The sequence below is a fragment of the Roseovarius sp. MBR-51 genome, from assembly GCF_053628575.1.
Genome location: NZ_JBRJGQ010000006.1, coordinates 199,982 through 213,420 on the forward strand (window position 1 = coordinate 199,982; position 13,439 = coordinate 213,420).

The 13,439-nt window shown below is 62.0% G+C and carries 10 protein-coding genes and 1 tRNA gene; 7 read left to right on the forward strand and 4 right to left on the reverse strand.

The genetic code is table 11. The annotated features are described in order from the left end of the window. Positions 1 to 2: 2 nt before the first annotated feature. Both ACSSVY_RS10770 and ACSSVY_RS10775 read right to left on the reverse strand, forming a co-directional pair. Entirely contained in the window at positions 3 to 1,058 is a 1,056-nt protein-coding gene (locus tag ACSSVY_RS10770; RefSeq protein WP_009818759.1) for an AI-2E family transporter, read from the reverse strand. Positions 1,059 to 1,255: 197 nt separating this feature from the next. Continuing rightward, on the reverse strand, positions 1,256 to 2,866 hold the full coding sequence (locus tag ACSSVY_RS10775) for a GMC family oxidoreductase (protein WP_454269556.1): 1,611 nt from the start codon (positions 2,864 to 2,866) through the stop codon (positions 1,256 to 1,258). 204 nt (positions 2,867 to 3,070) lie between these two features. Here ACSSVY_RS10775 and ACSSVY_RS10780 point away from each other — a divergent pair. The 7 genes from ACSSVY_RS10780 to ACSSVY_RS10810 all read left to right on the forward strand — a co-directional run bounded on the left by ACSSVY_RS10780 (position 3,071) and on the right by ACSSVY_RS10810 (position 11,361). After that, a tRNA-Ser gene (locus ACSSVY_RS10780) sits at positions 3,071 to 3,160 on the forward strand. Between the two features lie 1,119 nt (positions 3,161 to 4,279). Beyond that, the gene (locus ACSSVY_RS10785; protein ID WP_454269557.1) at positions 4,280 to 6,085 is read left to right on the forward strand and encodes a fatty acyl-AMP ligase; all 1,806 of its coding nucleotides are present in this window, start codon (positions 4,280 to 4,282) and stop codon (positions 6,083 to 6,085) included. Beyond that, the gene (locus ACSSVY_RS10790) at positions 6,082 to 7,041 is read left to right on the forward strand and encodes an NAD-dependent epimerase/dehydratase family protein (RefSeq protein ID WP_454269558.1); all 960 of its coding nucleotides are present in this window, start codon (positions 6,082 to 6,084) and stop codon (positions 7,039 to 7,041) included. The genes ACSSVY_RS10785 and ACSSVY_RS10790 overlap by 4 nt, the downstream gene beginning before the upstream one ends. After that, positions 7,031 to 7,297: an acyl carrier protein gene (locus ACSSVY_RS10795; RefSeq protein WP_454269559.1), complete on the forward strand. Its 267-nt coding sequence runs from the start codon at positions 7,031 to 7,033 to the stop codon at positions 7,295 to 7,297. Before ACSSVY_RS10790 ends, ACSSVY_RS10795 begins: the two co-directional genes overlap by 11 nt. Next, the gene (gene spt, locus ACSSVY_RS10800; RefSeq protein WP_454269560.1) at positions 7,294 to 8,508 is read left to right on the forward strand and encodes a serine palmitoyltransferase; all 1,215 of its coding nucleotides are present in this window, start codon (positions 7,294 to 7,296) and stop codon (positions 8,506 to 8,508) included. The genes ACSSVY_RS10795 and spt overlap by 4 nt, the downstream gene beginning before the upstream one ends. A 54-nt stretch (positions 8,509 to 8,562) precedes the next feature. Next, the gene (locus ACSSVY_RS10805; RefSeq protein ID WP_454269561.1) at positions 8,563 to 9,522 is read left to right on the forward strand and encodes a metallophosphoesterase family protein; all 960 of its coding nucleotides are present in this window, start codon (positions 8,563 to 8,565) and stop codon (positions 9,520 to 9,522) included. Positions 9,523 to 9,642: 120 nt separating this feature from the next. Continuing rightward, positions 9,643 to 11,361, forward strand: coding sequence for an ABC transporter ATP-binding protein (locus ACSSVY_RS10810; protein WP_454269562.1), 1,719 nt, complete (start codon positions 9,643 to 9,645; stop codon positions 11,359 to 11,361). Here ACSSVY_RS10810 and ACSSVY_RS10815 read toward each other — a convergent pair. Together ACSSVY_RS10815 and ACSSVY_RS10820 are read right to left on the reverse strand one after the other, a co-directional pair. Next, positions 11,358 to 12,485 (reverse strand): mitochondrial fission ELM1 family protein, encoded by a 1,128-nt coding sequence (locus ACSSVY_RS10815; protein WP_454269563.1) that lies wholly within the window; start codon positions 12,483 to 12,485, stop codon positions 11,358 to 11,360. The two genes, ACSSVY_RS10810 and ACSSVY_RS10815, sit on opposite strands and share 4 nt — an antisense overlap. After that, complete coding sequence (locus ACSSVY_RS10820; protein ID WP_454269564.1) at positions 12,478 to 13,431, reverse strand: lysophospholipid acyltransferase family protein; 954 nt, start codon at positions 13,429 to 13,431, stop codon at positions 12,478 to 12,480. The genes ACSSVY_RS10815 and ACSSVY_RS10820 overlap by 8 nt, the downstream gene beginning before the upstream one ends. Positions 13,432 to 13,439 lie beyond the last annotated feature (8 nt).

Here is a 13,439-nt window from a genome sequence, read left to right on the forward strand (position 1 = left end):
TGTTACCCACGTCGGCGGGTCGGGGCATCTAGATCCTGATCGGTTTCCGGCAGCCCTTCGCGGGACAGCAGGATAGCGATGGCGCGGAGCCCCGGCACATGGCTGCACACGATCATAAGTGCCACCATGATCGGCACTGCCAGAAACATACCCGGTATCCCCCAGACCGCCGCCCAGAAGGCAAGGCTGATGATGATGCCAAAGGAGGACACCCGCAGCGCGCGGCCCATTAGCATCGGGTCGATGATGTTGCCGTTCAAGAACTGGATAATCCCAACGATCAGAAAGATCACCAGCGCGAGAGTGCCATCGGCCAATTGCACATAGGCCACCAGAGCCACGAGCACCGTCGCCACGATCGAGCCGATCGAGGGGATGTAATTGAGCACGAAGGTGAGAATCCCCAAGGCCCCGGCCAGATCGAGCGCGAAGTAGCGCGCGACACCGTAAACCATGAGGCCCGTCACGACGCTGACGAGGGTTTTGACCAGAAGGTAATAGTTCACGCGGTGAATGATGGAGCTGACGATCCGGCCCACCCGTTCGGCCTGTTTGGCATCGCCAAAGAGGCTCTCGAGCTTGGTTGTGAACCAGATGCGTTCGGCAAAGAGGAAGCCGACGAAGAGGATCACCAGAACCGTGGCCTGCATGAGGCCGCCAGCCTGCCCGGCCAGAGTGCGCAGATACCCTGCCACATCCAGCGTCGCCACCGCGTTGAACACCGCTTTTTCGGCATCCGGTCCCAACCATGCCACCATCGCGGACATCGCTTGTGGCGCACGGTCGGTATAGGCCAGCGTCGTCGAGAGCACCGTGTTGAGCTGTGACAGGATCACCGCTGAGAGGCTGAGCAGCGCCGCCGAGATCAGGAGCAAGGCCACAATGCTGGCCAGCCAGTTGGGCACCCGCACCGGACCAAGCCGCAGGCGGGCAATGGAATTGATCGCATCCGACGTCAGGCTGAAGAGGATAATCGCCGTGGCCAACGAGATCAGCAGGAACCGCGCTTGCACCAACAGAAACAGCACCACTGCAAAGGCAATGATGATCTGTGCCACAGTGCGAATACGTTGAAATTCCGGCGTGCTCGGGCCGGGGTGATGGTCGTGCTCTCTTGCGGTCACGGTCTGGCCTGTCCTTGGCATGCTGTTGCGCCTGAGTATCGGGAATTTCCAGGCAGGTGACAATCGCCGAACGACGCATTTAAGCGGTAAAATCAGCTATTTCACCGCTCCGCTGCCATTTAAAGTGGCGCTCAGGCATCCTCGAGGATCAGATCGGCCGCCCGCCAAGCCAACATCATCGTGGGAGCGTTCGTATTGCCGGAGGTGACATTGGGAAACACCGAGGCATCGACCACCCGCAACCCTGTCACGCCATGCACCCTGAGACGAGGATCGACCACAGAGTGATTGGCATCTGCACCCATCCGGCAGGTGCCCACCGGATGAAAGACCGTGCCACTGCGCTTGCGGAAATCCGCAAGGAGCGCGGCATCGTCCATGGTCCGCAGATCCTCGTACATCGCGCTTTCGACCAGACCGCCGAGCGCCTTTGTGGACATCAGCCGCTGACAGAGCCTGCCCCCGGCTATCACCTGAGCGCAGTCCTCTTGGGTCGCCAGTGAATTGGGCTGGATCAGGGGCGGGGCCTCGGGATCGGGACCGCTGATGTCAATCCGCCCCCGGCTGGTCGGGCGCGAAGGTTGAAAGCAGATGATAAAGCCCGGAAAGGGATCAGGCCGCACCACAGACCGGGTGCCCGCGGGTGTGGTCGTATAAGTAACGGGGTTGAAATAGAGTTGCTGATCGGGCCGGTTCTGGCCGGGCCTTGAGCGAAAGAAGCCACCGCATTGGTTGACCGACAGGGCCAGAGGCCCGCGCCGCGTCAGCGCAAAACGCAAGGCGGCCCGCACCTTGCCCATAAACGGGGCCAGATCGTTGTTGAGCGTGCGTTCTGTCGCGCGGAAATAATAGTTGATCCCCAGGTGATCCTGTAGATTGCCGCCGACATCAGCGCAATCGCGCAGCGGTGTGATGCCATGCTGCCGCAAGAGGTCCGCAGGGCCGATTCCCGAGAGCTGCAAAAGGCGCGGCGAGGTGACAGCCCCGGCACTCAGAATGATTTCACGTCCGGCCCGCACCACATGCGCTTGGGTGCCGCGCCGATAGTGCACCGCCACCGCTTGCGTCCCGTCAAACGCGATCCGCTCCACCAAGGCGCCGGTCACCAGCGTGACATTGCTGCGTTTCAGCGCCGGTTTGAGGCAGGCACGCGCCGATGAATTGCGCAAACCGCCTGCCGTGTTGATCCGGTAGACCGCGCCCCCTTCGCCCGCAGGATCGTTGATGTTCTCGGTGCGGGGCAGGCCCAGTTCGTCAAGCGCTGCGAAATAGTGCCGGTTCACCGGATGGATCTGATCCGACACATCCTGCACCGTGATCGGCCCGTTGCCACGCCGCGCTCCATCAGGAGCCACTTGGGTCTCCAGTGCCTCATAGGTTTGGCGCACTTGCTCCCAGCCCCAGCCGGTGGCGCCCGCAGCCTCCCAATCATCAAAATCATGCGGCAGGCCTCGGGCGTAGACCAGCGCGTTGATCGCGCCTGATCCGCCCACGGTCTTGCCGCGTGGCCAATAGCCTCTGCGACCGTCCAGCGTCTCTTCTGGCTCGGACTCGTATTTCCAGTTCACGCGCTCGTTAAAGAAGGTTTTGCCATAGCCAAGGGGCAGGGCGATCCAAGGGCTGCGCCCCCGGCCACCCGCTTCGAGGATCAAGACGGAATACGTCCCGCTCGCGCTCAGCCGATCCGCCAGCACAGAGCCAGCCGAGCCTGCGCCGACAATAACATAATCATAACCCGTCACAGCCTGTCCTGCCTTTGCCTTATGCTTGAGGGGCAGGGTTACAAAAGCGATCTGCCCCCGAAATGCCAAAAAGCGGCAGCACTGACAAATTTCCGACAGAACCTTGCAGCAATCAGCCTCAAGGCGACACCCCAATTTTTCCCGCCTGCCTGCGCAAACTCCCCCTTGCAAACCCCGCCCCCCTGCGGCTAGAACCTGCCCGATGGAGCGGTGGCCGAGTGGTCGAAGGCGCACGCCTGGAAAGTGTGTAGGCGGGGAACCGTCTCGAGGGTTCGAATCCCTCCCGCTCCGCCATTTGGCCAAATACTCGGGTATTTGTGGCCACATCAAAATTGCATGGGCAGTCACAGTTCAAAGTTGGTCTCGATGATGACGGCCCGCGATGTTCGGTCCGCATTCGGCAGATCCGACATCCTTCAAAGCTGCCACTTTCGGAGCGACCTCTGAGGTGAGGCGGGCGATTCCATGCCCGTACCGGACCAGCCATGAAGCCACCGTTGTCGGAATGCAGAGAGACCCGGTTTCATGCAAAGGTCCGCTACATGCAAAGGTCCGCTAAAAGGTCGCGCGAAGATCAGGGCGGCACGCTCCTCCTCTACCGCCGTCAGGGGCGAGTTCCGAGGTGACGAGCGGGATTCTTTCGCACCGCTTTTCGCGGCGTCCAGAGCGTGTTATTGCAAGCACCACGCCGCAGGCCTCGCGTATCTTGTGTTTATGTTACGGCTTGGAAACCAAATGTGACATCAGGGGCAAGTTGTTGCCTATGTTGTTTTACCCACTGCCCGCGTCATTTTCAGCGGCTCTATCATGGCCCGCGCGCATGTCGTTGCAGGGGGTGTCCGGTCCTCTCCAGAACTGGCTGTGAACAGAGATTAGGGCGACGGGCACTAGGCTGAGTGGTTCTGAGTCCGTTCAGTGTCCCACATTCCATGCTCGGTAAGAACCACCCCAAGGCTGTTGCCCTCAGACGGATGACGATGACGCCTCAGCATGAAAAAAATATAAGTACTTATTTTTAAAAGGTTTAATAGTACATCTCTTTCCATCGCGCCGAAAGAGTTCCAGCATAGGATGATCTGTTTGCTCCGGCTTGCCTCCGCATGACAATCCGCTCCGAACTTGACCCTGATCATACGGATATTGGCGGTGGGCTTAAGCGCTGATCCACAGGGCCGGTCTATCCGCCTGCGCCTTTTGGGAACCCGTTGGGGAAGAGGGTCATAAGACGCGTATTTCCGACGATCCGCGACAGATGCAAAGAGGCCATTTTCGCGGTCAAACCGGCCTGACACGCGTTCGGTCACTCTCTTGACCGGAAACGCCAGCTTGTGTCAGTAGACCGCCAGATGCCATATAACTGGTATCAAAGAGGACAAACCGACATCAGTCGGAAGCGAAATAAGGAAAATTGAGATGCAGGCGACAGGCAGTTCGCATGGGCTCGCGTTGCGGCGCGGAGACTTCACGACGTTGATCGCGGCGCTCGACTATGCCGCCAAGGGCGACACGGGCGTCAACTTCTACAATGCGCGTGGCGAACTTTATGCAAGCTCCACCTATGCCGATTTGCAGGCCGAAGTGATCGCGCTCGCGCGTCGTCTGATTGGCCTTGGGCTTGAGGCGGGGGCGCGGGTTGGTCTGGTGGCCGAAACCTCGCCGCATTTCGTGCGCTTCTTCTGGGCCTGCCAATATGCCGGGCTGGTGCCCGTGCCGCTGCCGGCCACCATGCATATCGGCGGTCATGCCGGCTATGTCGCACAGTTGCGCGGCCTGATCGAGAATTGCGGTGCATCCGTGGCGATGGCCCCGACCGAATGGATGAGCTTTCTCGAAGAAGCCACCGCCGGCGCTGACCTCACCTTTGTCGGAACCCCGGATGACTTTGACCGCCTGACGTCCTCGACAAGCGAGCTGCCGACCGTTTCGCCCGAGAGCATCGCCTATATCCAGTATACGTCGGGCAGCACTCGGTTTCCGCGCGGCGTGGTCATCAACCACACAACGGTGCTCGCCAATATCAACGATATGTCCACCAACGGTCTCAAGATGACCGAGCAGGACCGCTTTGGGTCTTGGTTGCCGTTCTATCATGACATGGGCCTTGTCGCCTTTATCATGATGCCGATGGCGACCCAACGTTCGGTCGATTTCCTTGGCACGCAGGATTTCGCGATGCGGCCGCGCAAATGGCTGGAAATGATGTCGGCCAACCGCACCACGATCACCTCTGGCCCGCCCTTTGGCTATGATCTTGCCGCGATGCGCGTGCGCCAGAGCGATGCCGAGCAATGGGATCTCAGCGCGCTGCGCGTGGCCTGTGTCGGCGCCGAGATGATCAATCCCGAGCCGCTCAACCGCTTTGCCGAGGCGCTGGCACCGTCGGGCTTTAAACCGACCGCGTTCCTGCCCTGCTATGGCATGGCTGAATGTTCGTTGGGCATCAGCTTTGCCGGGCTCGATGAGGAGCTCAAGATCGACTATGTCGATGCCGAAACCATGCAGGAAGACAGCATCGCCAAGCCGCTCGACTTGGAAGAGGCGCAGAAATCCAAACGCCGCGTTGCGCGGTACGTGGATTGCGGCGCGCTGCTGCCCACGTTTGAAATTGCGATCCGCGATGAGCATGGCCGCGACCTGCCCGAGCGTCAGGCCGGTGTGATCCACCTGCGCGGCCCCAGCGTGATGAGCCACTATTTTCAAGAAGAGGCGATCACCCGCGAATGTCTGAGCGAGGATGGCTGGCTCGATACGGGCGACATCGGCTATCTGGCGAATGGCAGGTTGTTCGTGACCGGGCGCCAGAAAGACATGATCATCATCCACGGCCGCAACATCTGGCCCGAGGATCTGGAATATCTGGCCAAGACGCAGCCGGGCATCAACTATACCGATGCGGCTGCCTTCTCGGTGCCCTCGGAGAAAGATCAACAGGAAACGGCTGTGATCGTTCTGCAATGCCGTGAGCGTGACGAGATCAAGCGTGCGCGCCTGATCAAGACCATCGCCTCGTTGGTGCGGTCTGAATATGGCATTGATTGCGTCATCGAACTGGTGCCGACCCGCACCTTGCCGCGCACGTCCTCGGGCAAGCTGGCACGGGCGCGGGCGCGCCTTGATTACCTCGGTCGACGTCAGGCCGCCAAGGTCCAGCCCACGCCAGACCCTGTCGCGACCATGCCCGTTGAAGAGACGATGCCGCAGGTCCGTTACATCGCATGACCGGCCCGGTGGCCGTCACGGGCGCCTCCGGCTTTGTCGGGCGCGCCCTGATCGGACAATTGCTGGATGCCGAACGCCCGGTGCGCGCGCTGGTGCATCGTCAGGGTATGGGGATCACCCATCCGCTGCTGGAAACGGTGACGGGGAGCCTGTCGGACAAGGCGGCACTGGCCAAGCTGATGACGGGCGCGCAATCGGTCGTTCATGTGGCCGGGCAGGTGCGCGGGCGTGATCTGGCGGATTTTCTGGGGGTGAATGCCGATGGCGTGACCCATGTGGCAGAGGCCGCGACTATGGCGGGGCTGCGCCGGGTTATCCTCATCTCCTCGCTCGCGGCGCGCGCGCCGCATCTGTCGCACTATGCCGCGAGCAAGCGCATGGGCGAAGAGCGGCTGGCGCAAGCGGCACTGGGTGCGGGGTTTACCTCTGCCATTCTGCGCCCGCCTGCGATCTACGGTCCCGAGGATCGCGAACTTGTGCCGCTGTTTCAGACGATGGCGCGCGGCATCGTGCCACTCCCGGGCGTGCCCGGCGCGCGCGCCTCGCTCTTGCATGTGGATGACCTTGCGCGCGCGATTGTCAAACTTCTGGACAGCCCGGCACAGGGTACCTATGAACTCCACGACGGGCATGAGGCGGGCTATGGCTGGGACGAGATCGCGGCTATTGTCGAACGGGTGGCAGGGCGTGGACCCGGCTGGCGTCTGAGGATACCAGAGCGCGTTCTGAGATCCGTCGCCGGGATCAATTTACTTGCCTCGCGCCTGTTCGGGTATATGCCGATGCTGACGCCGAGCAAGGTCAACGAGTTACGCCACCCCGATTGGGTGTGCGACAACACCGAAATCAGCCGCGACACCGGGTGGCAACCGCTGATTTCTCTGGAAAATGGGCTAACCTCGATCCTGCGCGGGACGCCGTTGAAATCTGATAGAGGCATAAGCAATGTCACATGAGACCCAAGACCTAGAACAGGAAATCCTCGACGTGTTGTTCGAGCGCCTGTCGAAGTTTCCCGTGAAATCCGGTGAGTTGACTGCGCAAACCAGTCTCGTTGCCGACATGAGCCTCGATTCCGTCAATATGATGGAATTGCTGATGGAGGTGGAAGACACCTTTGATATCAGTTTCCCTCTAAACATGATGGCCAATGTCGATACGGTCCAGAACCTTGCCGATCAGATCAAACTACTTGTCGGGAAAAAATCATGAGCATTTCAGACCGCTTTACCGAACTGGCGCACCTTCGTGACGCATTGGGTGCCGAAGAGGCCGATCCAACCCGGATTGTGATGGAGCGCATCCTGTCCTCAACCGAGGCGATGATTGCGGGTCGCCCGACCATCCTTGTGGGCACCAACAACTATCTTGGCCTGACCTTTGATCCGGCGGTTCTGGCGGCCGCCAGTGCCGCGCTGCATGAGCAGGGCAGCGGCACCACCGGGTCGCGCATGGCCAACGGCAGCTTTGCCTGCCATGCCGCGCTCGAGCAGTCGTTTGCAGACTTCTACGGCGTGCCGTCGGCCATGGTGTTTTCCACCGGCTATCAGACCAATCTTGGCCTCTTGATGGGCATCCTGCGCCCCGGCGACAAGGTCGTGCTGGATAGCCATAGCCATGCCTGCATCTATGACGGGTGCCGCATCAGCGGTGCCGATTTCCTCGCTTTCCGCCACAATGACCCCGAGGACCTGCGCAAGCGGTTGCGGCGTCTGGGGGATGAGGCCAAGGGCGCGCTGGTCATTGCCGAAGGGCTCTACAGCATGTTGGGCGATACCGCCCCTCTGGCCGAGCTTTGCGCTATCGCCAAGGAATATGGCGCGTGGTTCATGGTCGATGAGGCGCATTCCTTTGGTGTCTACGGGGACCGTGGCTTGGGCCTCTGCGAAGAGGCGGGAATTCTCGATCAGGTGGATTTCATCACCGGCACCTTCTCCAAGAGCCTTGCCTCGCTGGGCGGCTTCTGCGTGAGCCGCCATCCCGAGTTGCAATTGCTGCGCTATGGCAGCCGTCCCTATATCTTTACCGCCTCGCCCAGCCCTGCCAGCATCGGGGCTGCTGCGGCGGCGCTTGAGGCGATCCGCACACGACCCGAACTCAAGGCCAATCTCTGGGCCAATGCCACGCGCCTGCATGACGGGCTGAGTGCGGCGGGCTATGAGTTGGCAGCACCCGTAAGCCCGGTCATCGCGGTGCGCGTGCCCTCACGCGAAGAAGGCGCGCGGATCTGGAACGCGCTGATGGAGCATGGCGTTTACGTCAACCTCGTGCTGCCGCCTGCCGCACCCGAAGGGGCAGCGCTCTTGCGGTGCAGCCTGAGTGCGGCGCATAGCTTTGATCAGATCGACGCCATCATCGCGGCGTTCAAGACGGTCGCGCCCGAGGCGGCAACCGGCACCGCCCAGAGCACGGCGGCGCAGTAAATCGGCGGGCCGGGTTCTGCCCGGCGCGTCCAACCCCGGACGGACATCGGACACATGACAGGGCAGGTGCGATCCGACCCAGAGACAGGCGCGGGTATCACGCTGGCGCATCTGTCGGACCCGCATTTGCCGCTGCCAGGGCCGGTGCCATGGCGCGCCGTGCTGAACAAGCGGGCGCTGAGCCTCTTGTCGTGGCACCGCAAGCGCCGCCATCATCACCGGCCAGAGATCCTGGCGGCGCTGATCGCGGATATGCAGCGTCATGCGCCCGACCTGATCGCGGTGACGGGGGATCTGACCAACCTTGGGCTGGAGAGCGAGTATCGCGCCGCGCGCCGCTGGCTGGAGAGCTTGGGTGATCCGGCACGCGTCATGGTCATCCCGGGCAATCACGACGCGCTCATCCGGTGCGCATGGGAGTCGGGCGCGGCCCAGTGGCACCCCTATTGGCAGGGCGATGCCGCAGCCGTGACGGCCCATGTGTCCGACGCCTTTCCGTATGTGCGGCGGCGGGGGATGCTGGCCCTGATCGGGGTTTCGAGCGCCGTTGCCACCCCCCCGGCCTTTGCCAGCGGTGCGGTCGGTCCGGCGCAATTGGCGCGGCTGGCCCCCATGCTGCGTGCGGCGCGCGACGCTGGCCTCTGCCGGGTGCTGATGATCCATCACCCGCCGCTCGATGGGACGGTATCTGCGCGCAAGGCTTTGCGGGATGGGGCCGCGTTGCGCCGCGTGCTTCAGGCAGAGGGCGTGGAGCTGGTGCTGCATGGTCATAGCCACCGCACCCATCACGAGACGCTTGAGACACGCGATGGGGCGGCAGCCGTCATCGGCGTGCCCTCGGCCTCATCGCTTTATCCCGAGGCGGCGGCCTATCACCTCTACCGGATCGCCCCAATGTCGGACGGTTGGAAAATTGACGTTACGGCACGGCAAGCGACAAGCGCCCAAAGGATGACAGAGGGGCGCGGCATGCGGTTGACACTGGCGCGCGCCCATGTTGCTTGCGCGCCGTGATGACACCACTTAAACCCAATGCGGCAAGCGCCCTGTTCGCACGCCGCCAAGACAAGAGACCGGCGCGCCCTTGCGGTGCACACGGTCCTGCAAGACCATGAAAGACCTCCTATGCGCCTGATGCTGAACCTCTTTCGCGCCTATCCGATGGCCAGTTTTCTCATGGTGCTGGCGCTGTTCTTTTCGGGGCTGGCCGAAGGTTTGGGCCTGTCGGCGATGCTTCCGATGCTCAAGATCGTGCTCAACACCGATCCCTCGGGCACCATGACAGAACCGCCGGGACAGTTGGAACAGGTCGTGCTTGATGTGCTCGCTTGGGCCGGGATTCCCGTCACGCTGGGGGCGCTGCTGATCCTGATCGTGGTGGCGGCCACGTTCAAGGCGGTGCTGCTTTTGATCGCACAGCGGCAGGTGGGCTATACGGCTGCCCGTGTCGCCACCGATCTGCGCCTGCAAATCCTGCGCAACATGATGCGCAGCCGTTGGCATTTCTTTCTGCATCAGCCGGCGGGCAAGCTGGCCAACACGCTGGCCACCGAGGCGCAGCGCGCGGCGGATGCCTATATGAATGGCGCAACGGCGCTCACCTTTTTCATTCAGGCGCTGGTCTATACCTCGGTCGCGGTGGTGATCTCGTGGAAAGCGACTCTGCTCAGCCTGATTGGCGGGATCGTGATCATCGGCTTGTCGCATTTTCTAGTGCGCATGACCCGCAAGGCGGGCAAGAAACAGACCGAGCTTATGGTCTCACTCATGTCGCATCTGACCGACACCCTGCAATCGGTGAAACCGCTCAAGGCGATGGCGCGCGAACATCTGGCGGATGAATTGCTCAAGCGCGAGACCAACCGCCTCAACAAGGCGCTGCGCCGTCAGGTTCTGGCCAGCGCCGCGCTCAATTCCGGTCAGGACCTGATGTTCATCATGGTCATTGCCTTTGGCATCTATCTGGCGCTTGGGGTTCTGTCGATGGACTTCGCCATCGTGCTGATGCTGGCGGTGACGCTGGGGCGCGGGTACAATTTTCTGGGCAAGGTTCAGAAGCAATATCAAAAGATGGTGCAGAGCGAGAGCGCCTATTGGTCGCTGATCGACACCAACCGACGCGCCGAGGCCGAACAAGAGCATCTGGGCGGACACGCCATGCCCGCGCTGACACAAGGTATCGTGATGCGCGACATCGCGTTTTCCTATGACGGCACCACCGTGCTCTCGGGTCTCGATGTCGATATTCCCGCGCATCAGATGACAACGCTGGTGGGCCCGTCAGGATCGGGCAAGACCACGATCATTGATCTTGTCATCGGTCTCTTGCGGCCTGAAAGGGGCGAGATCACCATCGACGGTGTGGCCTTTGAGGATATCGACCTCAAAGCGTGGCGGCGTATGGTCGGATATGTTCCCCAAGAGACTGTTCTGCTCCATGACAGCATCCTCCACAATGTGTCGCTCGGAGACCCGAGGATTTCCGAGGCGCGGGTGGACGAGGTGTTGAAAAAGGCCGGCGCTTGGGAGTTCGTCAGCGAATTACCTGAGGGCGTTCACACAGTCGTGGGCGAGCGGGGTGGGCGGCTATCGGGCGGTCAGCGTCAACGGGTTGCCATCGCCCGCGCCCTCATCAACGAACCGCAACTTCTGATCCTTGACGAGGCCACGAGCGCGCTTGATCCAGAGAGTGAGGCCGCCATCATCGAAACTTTGCGCGGCCTGCGCGAACAGCTCACGATCCTCGCCATCACCCATAACAGCAGCCTGTCGGATGCCGCCGATATCGTGCACCGGCTGGAGCCTGTGGCGGTGGTCAAGACGGGGGCACAAGACGGGACTGAGAACGCCTAATCGCGCCCAAAGAGCGCGTTAACCCGCGCCACCGCGCGCGCCATGTCGCTAGACGGTGGCGTCGTCTGTGCCGCGCCCTGCGGTTCACCCAGCCAACGCATCCGGCCCGATTGCACCAGCCGCAGGTGCATCTGGCTGATATCGCGCGACAGATGTTTCCAGCCCCATCGCATCAGTGCGCGATAGGCCAGCGCGCCAAGGCTCAGGTCGGGGCGGTCATGGTCCTGCCGCGCCAAGGCACGCGCCTGCGCAGGCTCTCCAATCGCCACCAACGCATCATGCCGCATGCTGAGCGTGCCAGCCCCCAGATCGAACATATGCACGGGCTTGCCCGTCGCATAGGCCTCGGACAGCATCGAAATGCTGTCGGCGGTCACGATGATCTCATCCGCCACGGCGAGAAAACCAAGATAGGGATTGTCCGGATCGTTGGCCCGAAAGCGATAGAGCTGCATCGGAACGTCGGTTTGCGCGGCAAAGGCAGTGATGGCTTCGGGCGGGGTGCGCGCACTGGAACTGACAAGGAGCGATCCGCCCCGCGCCTGCGCCAAGGCCAATGTATCGCGTAAAAGCCGCGCAGCGGCGCGCGTCCCAAAGGCATAAGGCCCGCTTGGCCCGCCGATATTCAGCGTAAGGTACGGTCGGGGCAGATGCGCCAGTTTTGGTGCCCATTGCGCGCGCGCCGCGTCGAGCCGGGCCGGGCCAAGCGAATGCAGGGGCAGCGCGTTGCGCAGGACATTGGGCCGCTCTGGAATCCGGTATTGTGGCGTGGTGATCACCAGATCGAACAGCGCGGGATCGGCCCAGAGCCGCCCCAGAAACACCAGACGCGTGCGCCCGCCCGATTGGTCCCTGATCCAGCGCGCGACAGGTTCGTTGCGCATGCCCATGGAAATCACAAGATCGGGCCAAGGCGGCGCAAGTGCGTCTGAGTTGGGCAGATCAACGCCACGCAGATCGCTGCCGCGCAACAGATTGGTCCGCATCTCAAACTTGCGATACGTCAGGCTCTTGATTTCATAGGGCCATCCAAGCCCCTGCGCCAAGGCACGCACCTGCGTTCTCTCGCCAGAGCGGTAGGCATCCAGCACCCAAACGCGCTGCATCCCGTCCGGTTCAGGCATCGGTGGCCTGTTCGACCGTGTCGCGGTTCTTGGCCCAGCGACGTTTCATGCAGATCCATTCGCCGGGATAGTCGCGTATCCAACCCTCAAAAATCAGGTTGAGGCGATGGGTCATGTCGATAATTCGCTCTTTGCGCGGCAACTCGGGATCGGCGGGGGGCAGGGGGGCCAGCACCTCGATCCGAAAGCGGGCATCGGGCAGGCGCACCACCCGGATCGGCAAGAGCGGATAGCCGCGCAGCGCCAGCATGGCTGGCAGGGTGCTGGTGGGCGTTGGCGTGCCAAAAAAGGGCACCATCTCGCCTTGGTCGATGCGGGTGTCAAAGGCCGCGCCGACCGAGCGGCCCGATGCCAACTCATGCAGCAATTCGCGCGCACCGCCCGCGCTTGGCACCAAGGGGCCGCCAAAGGCGCGGCGCAGCGAGAGAAAGAAGCGGTGCAGCCAGGGGTTCGGCTCGGGCGAGTAGATGACTGAGATGGTCAGGTCTTTTTCGCGCCCGATCAGATTGCAAAGCTGCCAAGCGCCGACATGCGCGGTTGCAAACACAATCGCCTCCTTGCGGTCGATTATGTCCAGCGCGTCGGGGTGAATTGCATATTCCAGCCTCTCCGTGCGCTGCTGCCACAACCGTTCCAGCAGGAACAATTCCGCCGCCGCCAGCCCCGTCGAGCGAAAGATCGAGCGCATCACCGCGTCGCGCTCTGCCTCGCTGGCATCTGGCAAAACATGCGCCAGATTGCGCCCCACGGTGCGGCGCTTTTGCGCGTTGCGATAGCCGAACCAGCCCAACGCCCGCGAAAAGCTGGCCGCGACAAACCGATAGGGCAGCACCCGCGCAAAGCCGAGCAGGAGGTAGAACACGCCCGCCTCAAGCATCCAAGCCGGGGTCTGAACCCACGGAAACCGCGCGATCAGCCCCTTTGGTGTCAGAAAGAATTTAGCCATGGCAATAT

Bases quoted from the DNA above. Each gene is read 5' to 3' on its own strand.
- ACSSVY_RS10785 (WP_454269557.1), top strand. From the start codon at position 4,280: ATGCAGGCGACAGGCAGTTCGCATGGGCTCGCGTTGCGGCGCGGAGAC.
- ACSSVY_RS10790 (WP_454269558.1), top strand. From the start codon at position 6,082: ATGACCGGCCCGGTGGCCGTCACGGGCGCCTCCGGCTTTGTCGGGCGC.
- ACSSVY_RS10795 (WP_454269559.1), top strand. From the start codon at position 7,031: ATGTCACATGAGACCCAAGACCTAGAACAGGAAATCCTCGACGTGTTG.
- spt (WP_454269560.1), top strand. From the start codon at position 7,294: ATGAGCATTTCAGACCGCTTTACCGAACTGGCGCACCTTCGTGACGCA.
- ACSSVY_RS10805 (WP_454269561.1), top strand. From the start codon at position 8,563: ATGACAGGGCAGGTGCGATCCGACCCAGAGACAGGCGCGGGTATCACG.
- ACSSVY_RS10810 (WP_454269562.1), top strand. From the start codon at position 9,643: ATGCTGAACCTCTTTCGCGCCTATCCGATGGCCAGTTTTCTCATGGTG.
- ACSSVY_RS10815 (WP_454269563.1), bottom strand. From the start codon at position 12,485: ATGCCTGAACCGGACGGGATGCAGCGCGTTTGGGTGCTGGATGCCTAC.
- ACSSVY_RS10820 (WP_454269564.1), bottom strand. From the start codon at position 13,431: ATGGCTAAATTCTTTCTGACACCAAAGGGGCTGATCGCGCGGTTTCCG.